14 protein-coding genes are annotated in these 16,340 nt (G+C 62.9%); 5 read left to right on the plus strand and 9 right to left on the minus strand.

Annotated elements, in window-relative coordinates:
• Nucleotides 1-2: 2 nt before the first annotated feature.
• Together galE and VLI63_RS14545 are read left to right on the plus strand one after the other, a co-directional pair.
• The gene (gene galE, locus VLI63_RS14540; RefSeq protein WP_409157574.1) at nucleotides 3-974 is read left to right on the plus strand and encodes a UDP-glucose 4-epimerase GalE; all 972 of its coding nucleotides are present in this window, start codon (nucleotides 3-5) and stop codon (nucleotides 972-974) included.
• Nucleotides 975-1,041: 67 nt separating this feature from the next.
• On the plus strand, nucleotides 1,042-3,429 hold the full coding sequence (locus VLI63_RS14545; RefSeq protein ID WP_409157575.1) for an FG-GAP repeat domain-containing protein: 2,388 nt from the start codon (nucleotides 1,042-1,044) through the stop codon (nucleotides 3,427-3,429).
• Here VLI63_RS14545 and VLI63_RS14550 read toward each other — a convergent pair.
• The 5 genes from VLI63_RS14550 to VLI63_RS14570 form a co-directional block, all read right to left on the minus strand.
• Complete coding sequence (locus VLI63_RS14550; RefSeq protein ID WP_409157576.1) at nucleotides 3,410-5,014, minus strand: DUF2142 domain-containing protein; 1,605 nt, start codon at nucleotides 5,012-5,014, stop codon at nucleotides 3,410-3,412. The two genes, VLI63_RS14545 and VLI63_RS14550, sit on opposite strands and share 20 nt — an antisense overlap.
• Before the next feature lie 24 nt (nucleotides 5,015-5,038).
• The gene (locus tag VLI63_RS14555) at nucleotides 5,039-6,004 is read right to left on the minus strand and encodes a GDP-mannose 4,6-dehydratase (protein WP_409157577.1); all 966 of its coding nucleotides are present in this window, start codon (nucleotides 6,002-6,004) and stop codon (nucleotides 5,039-5,041) included.
• Nucleotides 6,001-7,086 (minus strand): glycosyltransferase family 4 protein, encoded by a 1,086-nt coding sequence (locus VLI63_RS14560; protein WP_409157578.1) that lies wholly within the window; start codon nucleotides 7,084-7,086, stop codon nucleotides 6,001-6,003. Before VLI63_RS14560 ends, VLI63_RS14555 begins: the two co-directional genes overlap by 4 nt.
• A 9-nt stretch (nucleotides 7,087-7,095) precedes the next feature.
• Nucleotides 7,096-8,124, minus strand: coding sequence for a GDP-mannose 4,6-dehydratase (gene gmd / locus VLI63_RS14565; protein WP_409157579.1), 1,029 nt, complete (start codon nucleotides 8,122-8,124; stop codon nucleotides 7,096-7,098).
• A 101-nt stretch (nucleotides 8,125-8,225) separates the two neighbouring features.
• Nucleotides 8,226-9,005, minus strand: coding sequence for a glycosyltransferase (locus VLI63_RS14570; RefSeq protein ID WP_409157580.1), 780 nt, complete (start codon nucleotides 9,003-9,005; stop codon nucleotides 8,226-8,228).
• A 117-nt stretch (nucleotides 9,006-9,122) separates the two neighbouring features.
• On the opposite strand from VLI63_RS14570, the gene VLI63_RS14575 reads away from it, so the two are divergent.
• Genes VLI63_RS14575 through VLI63_RS14585 form a run of 3 tightly spaced genes read left to right on the plus strand, consistent with a single transcriptional unit; the run spans nucleotide 9,123 to nucleotide 11,256 of the window.
• On the plus strand, nucleotides 9,123-10,094 hold the full coding sequence (locus tag VLI63_RS14575) for a GDP-L-fucose synthase family protein (protein WP_409157581.1): 972 nt from the start codon (nucleotides 9,123-9,125) through the stop codon (nucleotides 10,092-10,094).
• 29 nt (nucleotides 10,095-10,123) lie between these two features.
• Nucleotides 10,124-10,864 (plus strand): glycosyltransferase family 2 protein, encoded by a 741-nt coding sequence (locus tag VLI63_RS14580; RefSeq protein ID WP_409157582.1) that lies wholly within the window; start codon nucleotides 10,124-10,126, stop codon nucleotides 10,862-10,864.
• Nucleotides 10,861-11,256 (plus strand): DUF2304 domain-containing protein, encoded by a 396-nt coding sequence (locus tag VLI63_RS14585; RefSeq protein WP_409157583.1) that lies wholly within the window; start codon nucleotides 10,861-10,863, stop codon nucleotides 11,254-11,256. The genes VLI63_RS14580 and VLI63_RS14585 overlap by 4 nt, the downstream gene beginning before the upstream one ends.
• A gap of 3 nt (nucleotides 11,257-11,259) precedes the next feature.
• Here VLI63_RS14585 and VLI63_RS14590 read toward each other — a convergent pair whose 3' ends face one another.
• The 4 genes from VLI63_RS14590 to VLI63_RS14605 form a co-directional block, all read right to left on the minus strand.
• Nucleotides 11,260-12,525, minus strand: coding sequence for a hypothetical protein (locus tag VLI63_RS14590; RefSeq protein ID WP_409157584.1), 1,266 nt, complete (start codon nucleotides 12,523-12,525; stop codon nucleotides 11,260-11,262).
• 47 nt (nucleotides 12,526-12,572) lie between these two features.
• Nucleotides 12,573-13,574 carry a glycosyltransferase family 2 protein gene (locus VLI63_RS14595; protein WP_409157585.1) on the minus strand — a complete coding sequence of 334 codons (1,002 nt, stop codon included), beginning with the start codon at nucleotides 13,572-13,574 and terminating at the stop codon, nucleotides 12,573-12,575.
• A gap of 92 nt (nucleotides 13,575-13,666) precedes the next feature.
• The gene (locus VLI63_RS14600; RefSeq protein ID WP_409157586.1) at nucleotides 13,667-14,956 is read right to left on the minus strand and encodes an O-antigen ligase family protein; all 1,290 of its coding nucleotides are present in this window, start codon (nucleotides 14,954-14,956) and stop codon (nucleotides 13,667-13,669) included.
• A 2-nt stretch (nucleotides 14,957-14,958) separates the two neighbouring features.
• Entirely contained in the window at nucleotides 14,959-16,299 is a 1,341-nt protein-coding gene (locus VLI63_RS14605; RefSeq protein ID WP_409157587.1) for an O-antigen ligase family protein, read from the minus strand.
• Nucleotides 16,300-16,340: the final 41 nt, after the last annotated feature.

The raw sequence follows: 16,340 nt of genomic DNA on the forward strand, positions 1-16,340 counted from the left end.
CCATGAGGGTCATGGTCACCGGAGGAGCCGGGTATATCGGTGCCCACGCCTCCCTATTGCTCGCAGAGCGCGGCGACCACGTCGTCATTCTCGATGACCTCAGTACCGGTTCGGCGGCCCGCGTTGCAAACGTCCCATTGGTTCAGGTGGATCTCGCGGGGGACAGTGCGCGGCAGGTGGTCGCGCAGACCCTGAGAGAGCACAAAGTCGACGCAGTCATGCACTTCGCCGCGCGCAAGCAGGTTATGGAATCGGTTCGCCTGCCCGCGTGGTACTACCAACAGAACGTCGGTGCGCTTGCGAACCTTCTTCTCGGGATGGAAGATGCCGGAGTGAAGCGACTCGTCTTCTCCTCTTCGGCAGCCGTCTATGGTGACGCGAACGGTGCGGTCTCCGAACGTGATGACGCCCGACCGGTCAACCCCTACGGCGAGACCAAACTCGTCGGAGAACGACTCATAGCCTCCGCCGCGAGCGCGTGGGGTCTTGGCGCCGTCAGCCTCCGCTATTTCAACGTAGGCGGTGCCGGTCGCCCAGACCTCGGAGATTCTGCAGCACTCAACCTGATACCCATAGTCTTCGACCGGCTGGCGGCCGGAGATCCGCCTCTCATCTTCGGCGACGACTACCCCACACCCGACGGAACCTGCATTCGCGACTACGTTCACGTCATGGATGTGGCAGAGGCACATCTTGCCGTGCTCGATTCCCTGACCTCAAGCACTGGCCATCTCTCGCTCAATATCGGCACAGGCACGGGAACGAGCGTTCGGGAGATGATTCGGGCGCTCTCCTCAGCGGCGGGTAGTGATGTCATTCCCGTAGTGAATGCCCGACGATCGGGAGATCCCGCATCCGTGGTCGCCGCAGTGGATGACATCCATCGACTCACCGGATGGTCAGCCAAGAGATCTCTCACCGATATCGTCGGATCCGCCTGGGAATCACGGCACAACTCGATCGCATTGAACTGACGCGACCAGATTGCTCTCTGGACGTCGATATCCCCGACAAATTGAACGATTTCCCTTATCGTAGATCTTGGTCCAGTCCGTCGACTGGTCCCGTGAGGTGGGGGCACCATTGTTGAACAAATTCGCGGCCGGTCGTGTACTGGTATTCGTCGTCGCGGTGGCTGTGCTGGGCGCCGGGCTCGTGAGCCAGCAGGCCTCCTCGCCCGCGCGGGCGCTGAGCGGAAGCGAATTCGTCGCCGGCAACATAATCAGCGATTCACTCTTTTACGATTCGCAGGCCATGAGCCAGGCGGAGATCCAGTCATTCCTGCAGGCGCAGGTCGGGTCGTGCCTCAACGGCCAGTGCCTGAACACGTTGAGCGTGCCCGTGAACAGTCGAGCTCGCATCACGTCGAGTAGTACCGGCAATTTGGTCTGCGACACATTCTCGGGGGGAACCCTGAGCGCCGCGGCCATCATCTACAGGGTGCAGACGGCCTGCGGAATCAGCGCAAAGGTGATTCTGGTGACCCTGCAGAAAGAGCAGGGGTTGGTGACGAGCCGGGCCCCCAGCCAGGCGGCACTCGATCGAGCGATGGGGATGGCGTGCCCGGATACCGCTCCCTGTGCACCAGCGACGCTCGGCTTCGGGAATCAGCTGTATGAGGGAGCGAAACAATTGACGACCTACCGGGCCGCCCGGTTCGGTCGCCAGCCTGGAGTGCAGTCCATTGCCCTCAACCCCGATCCGGGGTGTGGAAGCGCGGTGGTGAACGTGGTCAACTACGCCACTGCCGCTCTCTACAACTACACGCCGTACCAACCCAACGCCGAGGCGCTCGCTACGACCACCGGACTCGGAAACTATTGTTCCTCCTACGGCAACCGCAACTTCTGGGTCTACTACAACTCGTGGTTCGGATCGACTCAGGGCCTTTCCACCGCCTCGCCGGATATTGCTCCGGGAGTACTGGCGATTGACTCTTCCGGTGCGCTTCTCAGCTATCCCGGCAATGGGAAGGGAAGCTGGCGCGGCCCGATCACCGTAGGCAATGGATGGGGTGGAATGGCGGCTGCTTTCGGGGTTGGCGACTTCGATGGCGACGGCCACCGCGATGTCATTGGTGTAACGGCCGCCGGCAGGATGTCGCTCTATCCCACGGACGGTCGATTCGGATTCCTCACCCCGAAGACTATTTCGGACGGCTGGAACACCAAGACCGCAATCTTCAGCCCGGGTGATTTCAACGGCGACGGCAACCAAGACATCATGGCGCGGGACGCCGGCGGACTCCTGTGGCTTTACCCGGGACTGGGCCGCGGCAAACTCGGCGCGCCCATTCAAATCGGCAACGGGTGGGGCTCATTCACCTCTCTCCTCGGAGCCGGTGACTTCAACGGCGACGGCAATCAGGATGTCTTCGCCCGCACCGCTTCCGGGTCACTGATTGTGTTCCTCGGCAATGGGCGAGGTTCGTGGTTGGGGTCCGTAGTCGTCGGCAATGGCTGGCAGGGATTCAGTTCCATCGTGAATGCGGGTGACTTCAACGGAGATGGTCGGACCGATATCGTTACGCGAGATGGCGGCGGCAATGTCTTTCTTTATCCGGAAAGTGGTCGGACTGGCTGGCTGACGCCATCCCAGATCGGATCTGGATGGGCAGCGTTCGCGAGCGTCCTCGGGGCCGGAGCTCCGGCTGGAAGGATCTTCACCGACTCACCAGGGATGGGAGACCTCAACCGCGATGGCGCCAGGGACCTCCTTTCCCGCGATACTCAGGGGGTGCTCTGGCTGTATCCCGGCAATGGGCACGCAGGGTTCTTTGCTCGTTCGAAAGTTGCGGATGACTGGAGTGGCATGACCGCGACTCTCGGTAACACCGATTTCAACGGCGACGGCCAGCCCGACGTCCTCGCTACAGACACGGCGGGCGCTCTGTGGCTCTATGGGAGCAACGGCAGCGGAGGCTTCCTGCCTCGGATCCAGATCGGGAACGGCTGGCTGTCGATGGCTGCGGTGATAGGGGCGGGCGACGTCGACGGCGACGGATTCCCCGATGTCCTTGCTGTCAGCACCTCGGGGATCATGACGCTCTATCCCGGCAATGGACAGGGCGGATTTCTCAACAGCCGCCAGGTCGGCAACGGCTGGAATGTGATGTCCGCCATTACCAGCGTCGGTGACTTCACCGGCGATGGACTGCCGGATCTGATAGCGCGGGACTCTGGTGGAACCCTCTGGCTCTATCCGGGCAACGGCTCCGGAGGGTGGGGCCCGAGGATCCAGATCGGCGTGGGCTGGTCTGGGATGACCACGATCTTCAGCCCGGGGGACTTCAACGGGGACGGCGACACCGACGTCATCGCCCAATCGTCGTCCGGCCTTCTCTACCTGTATGGCGGGAACGGACGCGGAGGCTTCTCCAGCGGAGCACAGATCGGCAACGGCTGGCAGACTATGAACTGGCTGGGCTGAGGACGGCATTCGTATCAGCCGACCCGGCTGGTGCTGAACCGGGCGTTACCTCGTCCAGCGACGTCACACGCTTGATCAGTGCGATCAGGAGCGCTGTCGCCGCTGCGAAGATCACCACGGCGGCGGCGAGAACCGCGATCGTCCCTCCTGGAGGTGCCCAGATCGGATCAAGGAGCAGCTTCTTCCAGGAAGTGGCGGGAACCCCTACGCCGTAGCGTTTGAGCGCGAAGGCGAATGAGTAGGCTTGCGCCGCAGCCCAGAGCGTCGGGACCAGCCAGACGACCCTGCGCGTGACGACCGGATCGAGATCGGGGAAGCGGGACGCGAGGGATTCCGAGAGACCCACGATCACGCAGACGAATAGGGCGAGCGCGTATCTTCCCTGCCAGACGATGCCTCCGCCGGTGATGTAGAGCGCCTGGATGATGGGTGGCAGCAGAACTAGCGCTCCGATAAGTCCGACCGAGAGGGCGAGCGCTCGTCCCCGCAAAGCGACCACGGCCGACAAGATGATCGCGCCGATGAATGCCGACCACAGGAAGAAGACGGGCGACGGAACTGGCGTGTCCAACCAGCCGAAGACCCCCACCAGTCCCTGACCGTAGTCGAACGTGCCTGCCAGGATCTGGGCGAAGCCACGGAGGGGCGAGGCACCGACTCCCGGAGCGGCGACCGAATTCGGCGTCGCGACCAACCCGGCCCCGAGAGAATTCGAGAGAACCGTCCAGGCAAGAGCAGCGGCAGTAGCGAGGCCGATCACGGCGACGGCAATCCGAACGCTCGCAAGCCGAGCGAGACTTCGGATCTCCGGCCATGTCGCGAGCACGAATGGCGAGAGGACAGCGATCGCGACCCAGACCGGCGAGATGCCGCGAGTGTTTACTGCAAGCGCGGCAGAAATCATAGCGATGACAGCGCGTTCACGGAGCAGGTTGCGTCCCCCATCCCGCACGATGCTCAGCACGGCGACGAAGGCCGCAAGCGTTGCTGTCACCTCCAGAGAATTCGGGTTCACCACACCGTTGAGAAAGAAGACCATGGGAGTCGTGGCCACGATCAACCCCAGAAGAGGGATCACCCGTCGGCGCCAGCTGCAGATCATCATGATGCTTGCGGCTAGGAAGAGCGACGACAGGATGCTGCTCACCATTCTCATGGCGTACACCCCCGTGTCATCGTGGAAGATCAACGATGGCCACCCGACGAGCGCGTAGTAGGCGGGGTTGTAAAGTCCCGCCGATGTGGATGAAGTGACGACCTTCCACTGGTCGCCGCTCGGCGGAGCAGCACAGGTGGGAGTAAGCGACGGATTGTAGGCGTAGCACGTCTGTGCTGGCGTGTAGGCGATATAAGCCGGCACATGGACCACCTGCCCATTCGGTGAACTCCGGCCGCTGAGTTCACCGCGTGCGACCGCAGCAGCTTTGATGATGTGGGCCGGCTCATCCGGGGCAGCGCCTATCGGTGTCGCAATCGACCAGGCGCCCCCAATGAGCGACAGCACCAGCCACGAGACGAAAAAGACCCTCCAGCGCAGGTTGCGGCGTTTCGGCTCCTGGCTCGATGCATGGTGAACTGTGGGCATTGGTGCATCCTCTCGACCGCCGAGTCAGGCAGTCGACTTCTCGATTTCGGCAGTGACCATGATCTTGACGAGCTCGTCGAAGGTGACGCTGGGTCGCCATCCGATCGAGCGGAGCTTGGACGGGTCGCCGACTAACCGCTTAGGGTCTGCCGGGCGGTAGAGGCCGGGGTCGATGATGACCCGCGGCTCCCAGTCGTCAACCCCGGCGACGGCGAAGGCCTCCGCGACGAACTCGCGAACCGAGTGCGAGACGCCGGTCGCGACGATGTAATCGCCGCTCTCTGGCTGAGAAATGATGCGGATCATGGCGTCGACATAGTCGGGGGCGTAGCCCCAGTCACGATGGACGTCGATGTTGCCGAGGGTGATGGTCTCCTGCTGTCCGAGAGCGATCCTCGCGACGGCTTTCGCGATCTTGCGGGCAACGAACGCCTCAGGACGCCGCGGGGATTCATGGTTGTAGAGCACCGCCGAACTCACGTACATGCCCCGAGCGCGATAAACACTCGCCATCTCGTGGGCGAATTCCTTGGCTGCGCCATACGGGGTCACCGGCCGCCGGGGAGTGTTCTCAGTCTGCGGGACTTCACTGGCGTCTCCGAAGATCTCGGCACTGGATGCCTGAAGCATTCGTACTTCGCGACCCAACCTCTGCGAAAGCTTCCAGGATGCTTCGAGCAACCGGATCGGGCCGACGCCGAGAACATCTGCGGTCTCGGCTGGCTCTTCCCATGAGCGGGCGACCGAGGTGTTGCCAGCAAGATTGAAGACCAGGGTCGGCTCGGTCTCGTCGATCAGGTCACGAATGCGGCTGGCGTTCTCGAGCTCGGCCACATGGACGATGACTGTGGGAAACTTCTCGACCAGCCGCCGTGCGCCGTCTGCGGAGTGACACATGCCGTGGACCTGATGCCCGGCCGCGAGCAGCCGTTCGACGAGATAGACGCCATCCTGGCCATTCGCCCCTGTGACGAGGGATCTCTCGGTCATGCCACGCTCCGATAGACCGCGAGATGAACATCGCGACATCGCTCCCACGTGAACTTCTGCACCTGTCGAGCCCCTTCCGCAGCGAGTTCGTCATGCCGATCACGCGCCTCGAGGATGCCCGAGGCGATCGCCTGGACATCGAGTGCATCGAAAAGCACTGCGGCGTCACCGCACACCTCGGGAATCGAGCCGGCGTTGGATGCTGCCACCGGGCATCCGGAAGCCATGGCTTCGAGCGGCGGAAGTCCGAAACCTTCATAAAGGCTCGGGAATGCGAGCACCGCTGCGGACCGATAAAGGGCCTTCAGCTCGTCGTAACCCACCAGCCCCCTTCGATCCACCCAATCGGGCAGCTCGCCGAGACCGTCCAGACCGCCCCCGGTGAGCACGAGCCGAATGTCGGGGATGTGCTGACGAACGATCGCCATCGCTTCGATCAAGCGCGCATGATTCTTGTGGGGCCATCCGCGAGCCGGGTAGAGAACGAAATTCTCGCGAGGCCCGGGATTGGGCATGAACTCCGACGGATCCACGGCGAGATGTGCAACGTGGATCTTCTCGGGAGAGAGGCCGAGCAGCTCGATCATCCTTTTTTTGGCGAACTCGCTGATCGTGATGACCGCGTCGGCGCGCCGGGCAGCACCTTCGTAGAAGTGCCGTCGGTATAAGAGCTCAGAGCGGGAGAAAAGCTGAGGCAGATCGAGGTGTTGGACGTCGAGGAGCGTCTGCACGAAAGCCTGACCTCGGCCGGGGCGCGGAACGGGGACCGTGAAGGGGAAGTGCACCACGTCGGCGTCTGCCATCGCACGCCGGATGCGTGGCGCGAGGATCGCCGCGCTTGTGACTGCGCGAAGGCGTTCGATCGTCGATCCACCCCCGCGCACTCCGGAGATGACGCGTTCGTCGATACCCTGGCTGAATCCCGCCGCCGAGGACGGGACAAAAGCGGTCGCACGCACCCCGGGAGCGGTCGCGAGTTGGCGGGTGAGTTCCCTGGCGTAGGTCTCGCTGCCGCCCATCCCCCCGGGAACCAGGGTGAGCATCGACAGTGCCACCTCGATCACATGCGGCTGTTCGGGCACGAAATTCGCTTATTCGGTCTGGACGCTGTCGACATACCGGGTTCCACCGAGCTCTAACGCCTTGATGTCCGCGTCGACCATGATCTCTGCGAGACGGGGAGTGAGGATCGTCGGCGTCCAGCCCAGCTGGTCACGCGCCTTCGATGCGTCGCCGATCAGCGAATCGACCTCGGTCGGGCGTATGTAGCGTTCGTCGAACTTCACGTACTTCTGCCACTCCAGACCGACATGAGCAAAGGAGAGTTCCAGAAAATCCTTCACCGTGTAGGCGGTGTTCGTGGCGACGACGAAATCGTCGGGGGTGTCGTGTTGGAGCATTCGCCACATCGCCTCGACATATTCGGGGGCATAGCCCCAATCGCGTACCGAGTCGAGATTGCCCATGAACAATTCCGATTGCACACCGGCGGCGATTCGGGCAACGGCCCGGGTGATCTTGCGAGTGACGAAGGTATCGCCGCGGCGAGGCGACTCGTGGTTGAAGAGGATGCCGTTGGAGGCGAAAAGCCCGTAGGCCTCCCTGTAATTCCTTGTGATCCAGTAGGAGTAGAGCTTCGCCACGCCGTAGGGCGACCTCGGGTAGAACGGCGTCTGCTCATCTTGAGGCGGCGGTGTAGCGCCGAACATCTCCGAACTCGAGGCCTGATAGAAGCGCGTAGTCAGGCCGATGGCGCGGATCGCCTCGAGCAGTCGGATCGTACCGAGCCCGGTGACGTCGCCCGTGTACTCGGGCTCGTCGAAGCTCACCCTCACATGAGACTGGGCAGCGAGGTTGTAGACCTCGTCTGGCTGGATCTCGCTCAACAGCGTTACAAGTCGCGAGCCATCGGTGAGGTCGGAATAGTGGAGGAACAGGTTGGGGTGCGGAGTGTGGGGATCCTGGTAGATATGGTCGATGCGATCCGTGTTGAACGTCGAAGACCGGCGAATCAGCCCGTGAACCTCATAACCTTTGGCGAGAAGCAACTCGGCAAGATAGCTGCCATCCTGCCCGGTGATGCCGGTGATGATGGCTTTCTTCGCCGTGGCTTCAGTCATTCAATTCACTCCGATTTGTACGGTGCGCTGCAATCGGCTCATGCCCGGCAGCGTCGCTTTGAAACGCCGCAAGCCTAGCGCAGGCGCCCCGCAGCCAAGGTTTAGAGCGCGCGCGCCCGCGCATTGACCCGCCCCGCTGCGAACGCAGAGGCCCACCGCACCGGGCGATGCCAGAGTCCGCTGATCGGTCGAATGACCTTGGGCAAATGGCGCCGTTTCACGGACTCGGATTCCTTACTCGAGCCGAGCCGGTTGGCCACTGTCAGGGAGTCCGGGTGCCACCGAAATGCTGAGACTGGGGTGCGAGTCCATGCGAATGAGCCGTGCTTCCGCAATTTGAGGAAGGCATCGAGATCCATGGCGTATTTGAGGCTCGGGTCGAACCCACCGATTTTCTGCAGCGCATCGAGAGTGATCATCGTGCCGGGATGGGGGATGAGATCGGGGCCCCACGAAAGGAGGACCGTCGCGAGTCTGCCGGCGTTGCTCACCATGATGGTGCGGCCCTCTGGATCGATGTACTCGCACCCGCCGAACGCCAGCACTGTTCCGGGAGTGCTCTCGATCACGGAGCGGAGGAGCGCGAGACCGCCCGGGCGAATGAGGTCGTCGTCACCGACCCAGGCGTAATACTTCTCGCTCGTGCGTGCGGCGAGACCGCAGTTGATCGCGGCGGAGATTCCCTCTTTCGGGTCGTCGACAATGACCGCACCCATGGACTCGGCCAATTCCCGCGCCTCCACAGCCTGCGGGGGCGCGACGACGACCAGTGTCACGCCCAGGTCCGCACGCTGCGCATTCACCGACTCGATGCTGAGTCGCAGCGTGTCGAGACGATCTCCCAGTGTCGGGAGGACGACGAGAACCTCGGGGGTGGACATCGTTCTCGCTTTCTGGATTGCTACGATTCGTAGGACCTCTGGAGCGTTGCCACAGGGAATGAATGTCAGCCGTCGAGGGTTGAACCGGGCGCGACGCGCCCCACAACTATAACGAGAATGCACATCGGAGAACCGTTGGAACCGCTTGACAGGAGCACCAGAATCTATGTTGCGGGCCATCGCGGGCTCGTTGGCTCCGCACTGTGGCGGCATCTCAGCGACGAGGGATTTTCGAACCTCATCGGCGCGACATCCTCCGAGCTCGACTTGCGAGATCGCGATCGTGTCTTCGACTTCTTTCGGCTGAACAAGCCCGATGTGGTGATCGACGCGGCTGCTCGAGTCGGCGGTATCCATGCGAACGACACGTTCTCGGCGGATTTCCTCAGCGAGAACCTGCAGATCCAGGTCAATGTGATGGACGCAGCCAACGAGGTCGATGTCGATCGGCTGCTGTTTCTCGGCTCGTCCTGCATATATCCGAAGTTCGCTGACCAGCCGATCAAGGAATCCTCGCTCCTTACGGGAATCCTCGAACCGACCAACGATGCCTACGCGATAGCGAAGATCGCGGGAATCATGCAGGTGCAGGCGTATCGCAAGCAATATGGTCGGCACTGGATCTCGGCGATGCCGACGAACCTCTACGGCCCCGGCGACAATTTCCATCCAGAGAATTCCCACGTTCTCCCTGCTCTCATGCGACGCATTCATGAGGCCAAGGAGCAACGTGCCCCAGAGGTGGTGATCTGGGGATCGGGTACGCCGCGACGCGAATTCCTCTACGTCGACGACCTCGCGAAGGCTTCGCTCTTCCTTCTGGAAAACTACGACGATGCTCGAACAATCAATGTCGGTGTCGGCCAGGACCTGCCGATACACGATCTTGCTGCCCTGATCGCCGCAACCGTCGGCTATACGGGCACGCTCTGCCAGGATGTCACCAAGCCCGACGGTACGCCGCGCAAGCTACTGGACGTGAGTCGCCTGAATGACCTCGGCTGGACGGCGACGACCGATCTCCACGAAGGCATCACGAACACCTACGAGTGGTACCTGACACACCTCGACAGCTTGCGAAAGAAGTAGCGCCAGACCCTCGTTGGTACTATCTCCGTATGGTCAGCCCCCTTGAAAAGACGCTCGTGGTGATGCCAGCGTTCAATGAGGAAGAGTCGGTCAGGGCGGTAGTGCTCGAAGTCTTCGAGAAGCTGCCCGGAATCACGTGCCTTGTGGTCAATGACGGCTCTTGGGATTCAACGTCTGCCGAAGCCCGCGCGGCCGGCGCGCTGGTTGCCGAGCTGCCATTCAACCTGGGGGTCGGGGGAGCAATGCGCGTGGGGTTTCGCTACGCGCTCGAGCACGGTTTCGAGAACGTCGTCCAAGTGGATGCCGATGGTCAACACGATCCTGCGGGTGTCCTCGCGCTGCTGTCGCGTCTCGAGACGGCGGATCTCGTTCTCGGTGCACGATTTGCCGGCGAGGGGGACTACGCGGTGAAGGGCCCTCGGCGCTGGGCGATGCTGATGCTGTCGCGGTTTCTCAGCCGCACCGCGCATACGAAGCTCACCGATACGACTTCGGGGTTCCGCTTGAGCGGGCCTCGGGCAGTGCGGCTTTTCGCCGAGCACTACCCTGCCGAGTACCTCGGTGACACCATAGAGTCCCTGGTCATCGCTGCGCGGGCCAAGTGCGTGATTGCCCAGGTGCCGGTAGCGATGCGTGTTCGATCCGGTGGTCGCCCGTCGCATCATCCCGTGAAGGCTGCGGTGTACCTTGCTCGCGCTGTTCTCGCCTTGTTCTTCGCGCTCCTGCGGCCGCCGGTACTTCTCAAGGATTCGGTAGGGACGGTGTCATGACCGTCGCGTCTTACATCTTCGGGGTGCTCTCGGCAGTGCTCACACTCATTGTGGTGATCGAGATGCTGCGACGTCGTCGACTGCGGGAGCGTCACGCCATCTGGTGGCTGATCGCCGGCACTCTCGCACTGGTTATCGGGATATTCCCTACAACCCTGGTGTGGGCCGCGCGCCTGGTCGGAGTCGCTATTCCCCTGAACTTGGTGTTCTTCGTCAGTGTCGCGGTGCTCTTTCTCGTCTGCATCCAACACAGCGCGGAACTCACCGTTCTCGAGGCGAAGACTCGGACTCTTGCTGAGACGAGCGCGCTACTGGAGATGCGAGTCGGCGTACTCGAGGAACGGATTCGCGAAACGGAGAATGGGCCATCGACGGGGCGTGACCAGCACTAGTCGCTAAGCCCGTTCATCCCGTCGCTCGCGGAGCCCTTCGAAGGCGAGGAACGCGCCGTGAATGATCAGACCGACGCTCGGGCCGACCAAGAGTGCGGTGATCGTGCGGCTTGCGAAATCGAGCGGCAAGACGAGAGCCACGATCGTTGCGAGCGCTGCGGCTACCCAGCCGACGCTGTAAATGAGGTGGTTTGCGCGCGCCAGGACTGCGGGCGCCGTGATGCACAGTGCGGCGACGAGTACGGACGATCCGACGAGAATCGCGAAGAAGGGTCCGTCCGGCTGCAGCTTGTCGGGGAACAGGAAGTGATAGACGGCCGGGCCCAGCAACCAGCCCGCGGCGGCGAGCAACGCCCCGGCCGCCATTGCAAGACCGAGGATGCCAACGAAATGGCGCCAGAAATGTAACGCGTTGTCTCGAAAATGCACAATGAGGTAACTCTGGAGTGACATTGCTATGACTATGAGCGGAGCGCGAGTGAGGGTGATTGCGACGATGAACATCCCGAGAACGCCCCGCGATTCCGTGCCGGAAGTGAGACCGAGGAGAAGCGGGAACCCGCTGACCATCACCGCGGTGGCGGATGCCGCAACGACGGTACGAGCGACGTTCCAGCTGAGCGCCCGGTAGCCAACATCGAGCTGTGAACGACCGACTATCGAGCCGCGGATGATCGGCCAGAGCACGAGAAGTGTCACCGGAAATGGCGCTGCCACTGCCCAGGCGAGTGCGACGATATCGCGCGTCAGGGTCAGGGTGATCGACAGACAGATGAGCCGGAGTAGCGCGTCGACCGAGATCATCAGAGCGAGGGGCACCCACGCCGTCACCCCGTACAGCGAGCCCGCAAGCACCGCTACCATCACATAGCTCGCGGCTCCGACTGCGAGCGGCCACACGAGGTTCCAGCCTTCGGTAGGGAAGACGGATCGTGCCCAGAGGGGAGCAGTGGCTGCGACAGTGACAAAAACGAGAATCCCCGCGATGATCCCAAACCGTCGAGCCCGGGAAGCGCGGGGCGATGAGCCCGGCGCGGCTTGGAGTGTTGCTCGGGTGACCTCCTGCTGGATGCCTCCTAGTGCGCCCACCACGAGATAGATGGACGACCAGAACACCGCGAAGATGGCGTATTCGGCGAGGCCGATCCGATTCGGTACGAGGATGGTAACGGCGTAGGACGCGACCCCAGCGATTGCCGTCGCGATAAGGATGATGGCGAATCCGGAGAGTCGCCGAGTCCGCTGACCCGCGGGCCTCACCTTTGTCACGTCAGCATTCTAACGAGACGGGTACGGCAACCCCTCTGGAGGGGAATTCAGAGCCCGTGCGGCTGCAGCAGGTCCCGCACCATGTCAAGTCTTCCCTGACTGGCGAACCTCGAGTACCGCCCTCGACCATGCGCCGCGAGAATCGGTGCAACGCGGCGAAGTCGGGCGGGGGGAAGTGCCTGCCGTTCACTCTCGAATGTCGCCTTGTCGCGGGCTAGCCCGCGGACTTCCAGCGGCACGAGGGACCCGCGCGATTCGAGACGTTCGGCGAACTGCGCGAACTGGGCCGAGAGACGTTCATTGCGATCTCCGCGCGGCTCCAGGACGCGATGCACCTTGCGTCTGAGGGTCGGGTAGACGACACCGATCACATTCGAGCCATGCTGGCGATAGTCGACGAGTGGTTCATCGACGATATCGAGCCGCCCGGTTGCCGCGGCGATGATGGCGAGCCACTCGTCATGCACCCAACGCGAGGGGAACGGCACGGCTACCGCCAGGAGTCGGCGTCGAAACATCATGGTCGCACCGGTGGCGAGATTTCGTTTGATGAAAAGAGAGAGTGCGTCGGTATCGTGAATTCTCTGCCGATCCGCTTCGCTTATTTCGAGCACCTCGAAGAGGGTGCGACCGAGGCTGGCTCCTGAGCCGTCCACCAGCCGTGCATTGCTGAATACGAGGTCGAGATCGGGACGCGAATCGAACTCCTGTACGGCTCGCGCGAGGCGATCCGGTCGCCAGACGTCGTCTTGGTCGCACAAAGCGATCAGATCGCCCGATGTCGCGAGAATGGCTGTCTCGAAGTTTCGTGAAACTCCCAGCGGCTCCGGATTGCGAAGGATGACAGTCTCAAGGGCTGGCTGGCCGGGGGCCTCGGCGTACTGCGCGAGAACGGCCTGAGCCAGCGCAACAGTATCGTCGGTAGAGGCATCGTCGGAAATAACGATCTGCCGCGGCGGGGTCGTCTGTTGGAGGATGCTGCGTAGCTGGTGCTCGATGAATCGACCACCGTTGTGTGTGCATAGTGCGACGGAGACCGAGGAGCTCATGTGGATACCTCTCGCAAACGTCCGAATGCGCCACGTAAGTCGCCCCAGCGCAATCCCACAGTATTCCACTGCCGACTGTGGGGCACGGCGCCCTAAGGGCTTGGGACCCACGTGCGGGTAGCCGCGAACGCTTTCCGCCAGCTCAGCTCCCGCGAAGCCTTCACCGAGCACACCACGAACGTCAACCAGCCGAACTCCACCAGTAGCGAACTCTCGGCAAGGCCGGTCACCAGCAGCACGACGAGTACCAGCGCCGGCCAGGCGTAGACGAAGCTGCGCTGGCGGGAGGCGAGGAGCCAGGAGCGGATGAAGGCCAGTCCGACCATGAAGACGAATGCGAAGAGGCCAATCAGGCCGACCTGGAACCAGACGTCGAGGTAGGCATTGAGGCCCGATGGCTGCAGCCCATCGCGGATGTAGGTGAAGGGGGGGATGCCCTCCCACCACTGGCCGGCCCAGCCCCAGCCCTCGAGTTCGTGGGTGGGGATCAACAAACGGATCGGGCGCCAGATCGCAAGTCGCTGGTTCAGCTCGTTGCTGGCGCTGAGGGCATTGATGATCGGCGTGCGGACGGCCCAGGCGATCGCACCCACAGTGATCGTCGATCCCAGGAGCACGAACTGCCAGATGCGCTTGCGCTCTGGTGACACTCGGCGAAGGCCGTAGAGGGCGAGGGTGGCGAGCATCACCACCACCAGGGTGCCGAAGGCGATCGGAGACCGGGCGAACAACAGGGTGAGCCCACCGAGCACGAGCGAGCCGATCGCGAGGTTGCGGGGAACCGACCGGGTGCGCAATTCCGTACCGAAGGTCACGATCGCCACGAGCGTGACGATGCCGAGCTGGTTGCGGGTTCCGAAGATGCCCTGGATCGGCCCGAGAACATCGAGGTTGCCGGCGATCGCGAGGAAATGGATGGGGCTGTCGATGAGCACGCCGGAGAAGATCTCCAGCACAAGAGAGAGCAGCAGGGCTCCGCGCAGCACGTTGCCGAAGGCCCGGGCGATCTGGATCGTGTCACGGATGAGCGCGACATAGATGCCGAGCATCGTCACCGACAGCAGGTAGATCGCGCTGCCTGCGGTCGCCCAGTTGTATTGGCTCCAGAGGACCGAAATCGTCGCCCAGCCGACGAAGACGAGGAGGGATATCGGCAGAAGGCCGTGCCACTCGATCTCCTCGCGCTGGGCGAGCAGTGACAACGATGCGAGCACGACGAGGCCGCCGAGGATGGCGAGAGCACCTGCCCACCCCATCAGCTCGTGCAGCAGGAGCGTTGCGAGTTGCGACCCGATGATGACCTGCGTGAGCGCCGCCGAGAAACGGGGCGCTCCGAGAAAGCTCTTGGCCAGTTCGAATGCCGGATGTCTCGGCCCGGCCATGCTCACGGTCTGCTCCGCAGGGTGGCGGGGGAGAGCTGCGGGGATACCGGCTCGAGGCCGAGAGGACTGGTCTTGGTCTTGACCGCCCAGATCACGAGCAGCATCAGTCCACCCTCGAGCAGAATGCGGCTCTCTGCGATGCTCTGCACCAACTGCGCGGTCAGGATGAGAAGGGGGAGAAGCGAGAGCCAGAGGTGGGAGCCGGGGTCGCGAGGTGACGTGACAACCGGGTCGATGGCGATCAGCCAGGAGCGCACGACGGTCGCGAGCACGAGCGCGCCGCAGACGACAAGGCCGATGACACCGAGCTGCAGCCAGACATCGAGCCAGGCGTCGTGGGCGTGGGGTGGTTGAACGCCCCCCGCCTTCTTCAGGGTGTCGAATGGCGCGATCCAGACGATCCAGTAGCCGAGCCATCCCCACCCCGCACCCGGGCGCTGCTGGGCAAGGGCGATGACCTCGTGCCAGATGGTGAAGCGGCCGGTGAAGTCGGAACTCTTGCCGAGCAGCTCGAGGATGCGACTCTGCGCGACATCCGCCAGCACCGCGAGGCCCGCGGCGACGATGACTATTCCGCCGTAGGCATAGGCCCGTCGGCGGGGAGTACCGGCTCGCCGCACGATCAGCGCGGCAAGCGCCACGACGACCACGGCAGCCAGTGCGACGAAGATGGTGGCGGATCGGGTGAGCACGATCGTGAGAATGGCGACGGCCAGCCAGAACCAGCCCCATCCGCGTTTCACGGACTTCGAGGCGAGCTGGATCGCGAACACGACGAGCCCGAGCAGGGCGGCCATGGCGAGGAGGCTCGAGTTGCCCACGATGCCCTGAATCTTGCCGAGATCGAAGAGCAGGTCCCGCGACCAGTACAGCAACTTGGCCGGGTTGCTTTCGGGCGTCACCCACACCGGGTAGATCGGATGCCGGATGATCGCCGAGACGATGAATTCGAAGAGGAACGAGAGCCCGAGCACCAACCGGAAGACCCAGCCGAGCACGATGAGAAGCTCCGGCCAGGTCACGGTCACCGCGATCGAGACGGCCGAGGCGGTGGTCAGCAGCAGCACGACGGCGCCGAGGGCCGTGAATCCGGGGTAGAACGACCAGGCGATGGAGAGAAAAGCCAGGGCGATGAAGGCGAGCAGCGGATAGGGCAGTGATCCGAGACGGAAGCGGGCTCGATTGTGCACCAACACCACGATCGAGATCACGGCGATGACCACCACGAAGACGCCGTAGCCGTACCAGCTGAAGGAGTTTCTCCAGAAGTCGCCGGCTATTCCGGTGAACAACACGAAGGTCGCGAATCCCAGGCGGAACCCGCGGCTGTCGAGTGTGTTCATAGAGAACAGGGTATGCGGTGCGGGGAACCGCTGGTCGAGAA

Origin of the sequence: Lacisediminihabitans sp. H27-G8, from assembly GCF_046156175.1 — a bacterium.
Lineage (GTDB): Bacteria > Actinomycetota > Actinomycetes > Actinomycetales > Microbacteriaceae > Lacisediminihabitans.

Excerpts from the sequence above, each read along its gene's own strand:
- VLI63_RS14580 (WP_409157582.1), top strand. The coding sequence starts at position 10,124 with ATGGTCAGCCCCCTTGAAAAGACGCTCGTGGTGATGCCAGCGTTCAAT.
- VLI63_RS14570 (WP_409157580.1), bottom strand. The coding sequence starts at position 9,005 with ATGTCCACCCCCGAGGTTCTCGTCGTCCTCCCGACACTGGGAGATCGT.
- VLI63_RS14595 (WP_409157585.1), bottom strand. The coding sequence starts at position 13,574 with ATGAGCTCCTCGGTCTCCGTCGCACTATGCACACACAACGGTGGTCGA.
- VLI63_RS14555 (WP_409157577.1), bottom strand. The coding sequence starts at position 6,004 with ATGACCGAGAGATCCCTCGTCACAGGGGCGAATGGCCAGGATGGCGTC.
- VLI63_RS14585 (WP_409157583.1), top strand. The coding sequence starts at position 10,861 with ATGACCGTCGCGTCTTACATCTTCGGGGTGCTCTCGGCAGTGCTCACA.
- VLI63_RS14550 (WP_409157576.1), bottom strand. The coding sequence starts at position 5,014 with ATGCCCACAGTTCACCATGCATCGAGCCAGGAGCCGAAACGCCGCAAC.
- galE (WP_409157574.1), top strand. The coding sequence starts at position 3 with ATGAGGGTCATGGTCACCGGAGGAGCCGGGTATATCGGTGCCCACGCC.
- VLI63_RS14600 (WP_409157586.1), bottom strand. The coding sequence starts at position 14,956 with ATGGCCGGGCCGAGACATCCGGCATTCGAACTGGCCAAGAGCTTTCTC.
- VLI63_RS14605 (WP_409157587.1), bottom strand. The coding sequence starts at position 16,299 with ATGAACACACTCGACAGCCGCGGGTTCCGCCTGGGATTCGCGACCTTC.
- gmd (WP_409157579.1), bottom strand. The coding sequence starts at position 8,124 with ATGACTGAAGCCACGGCGAAGAAAGCCATCATCACCGGCATCACCGGG.
- VLI63_RS14575 (WP_409157581.1), top strand. The coding sequence starts at position 9,123 with ATGCACATCGGAGAACCGTTGGAACCGCTTGACAGGAGCACCAGAATC.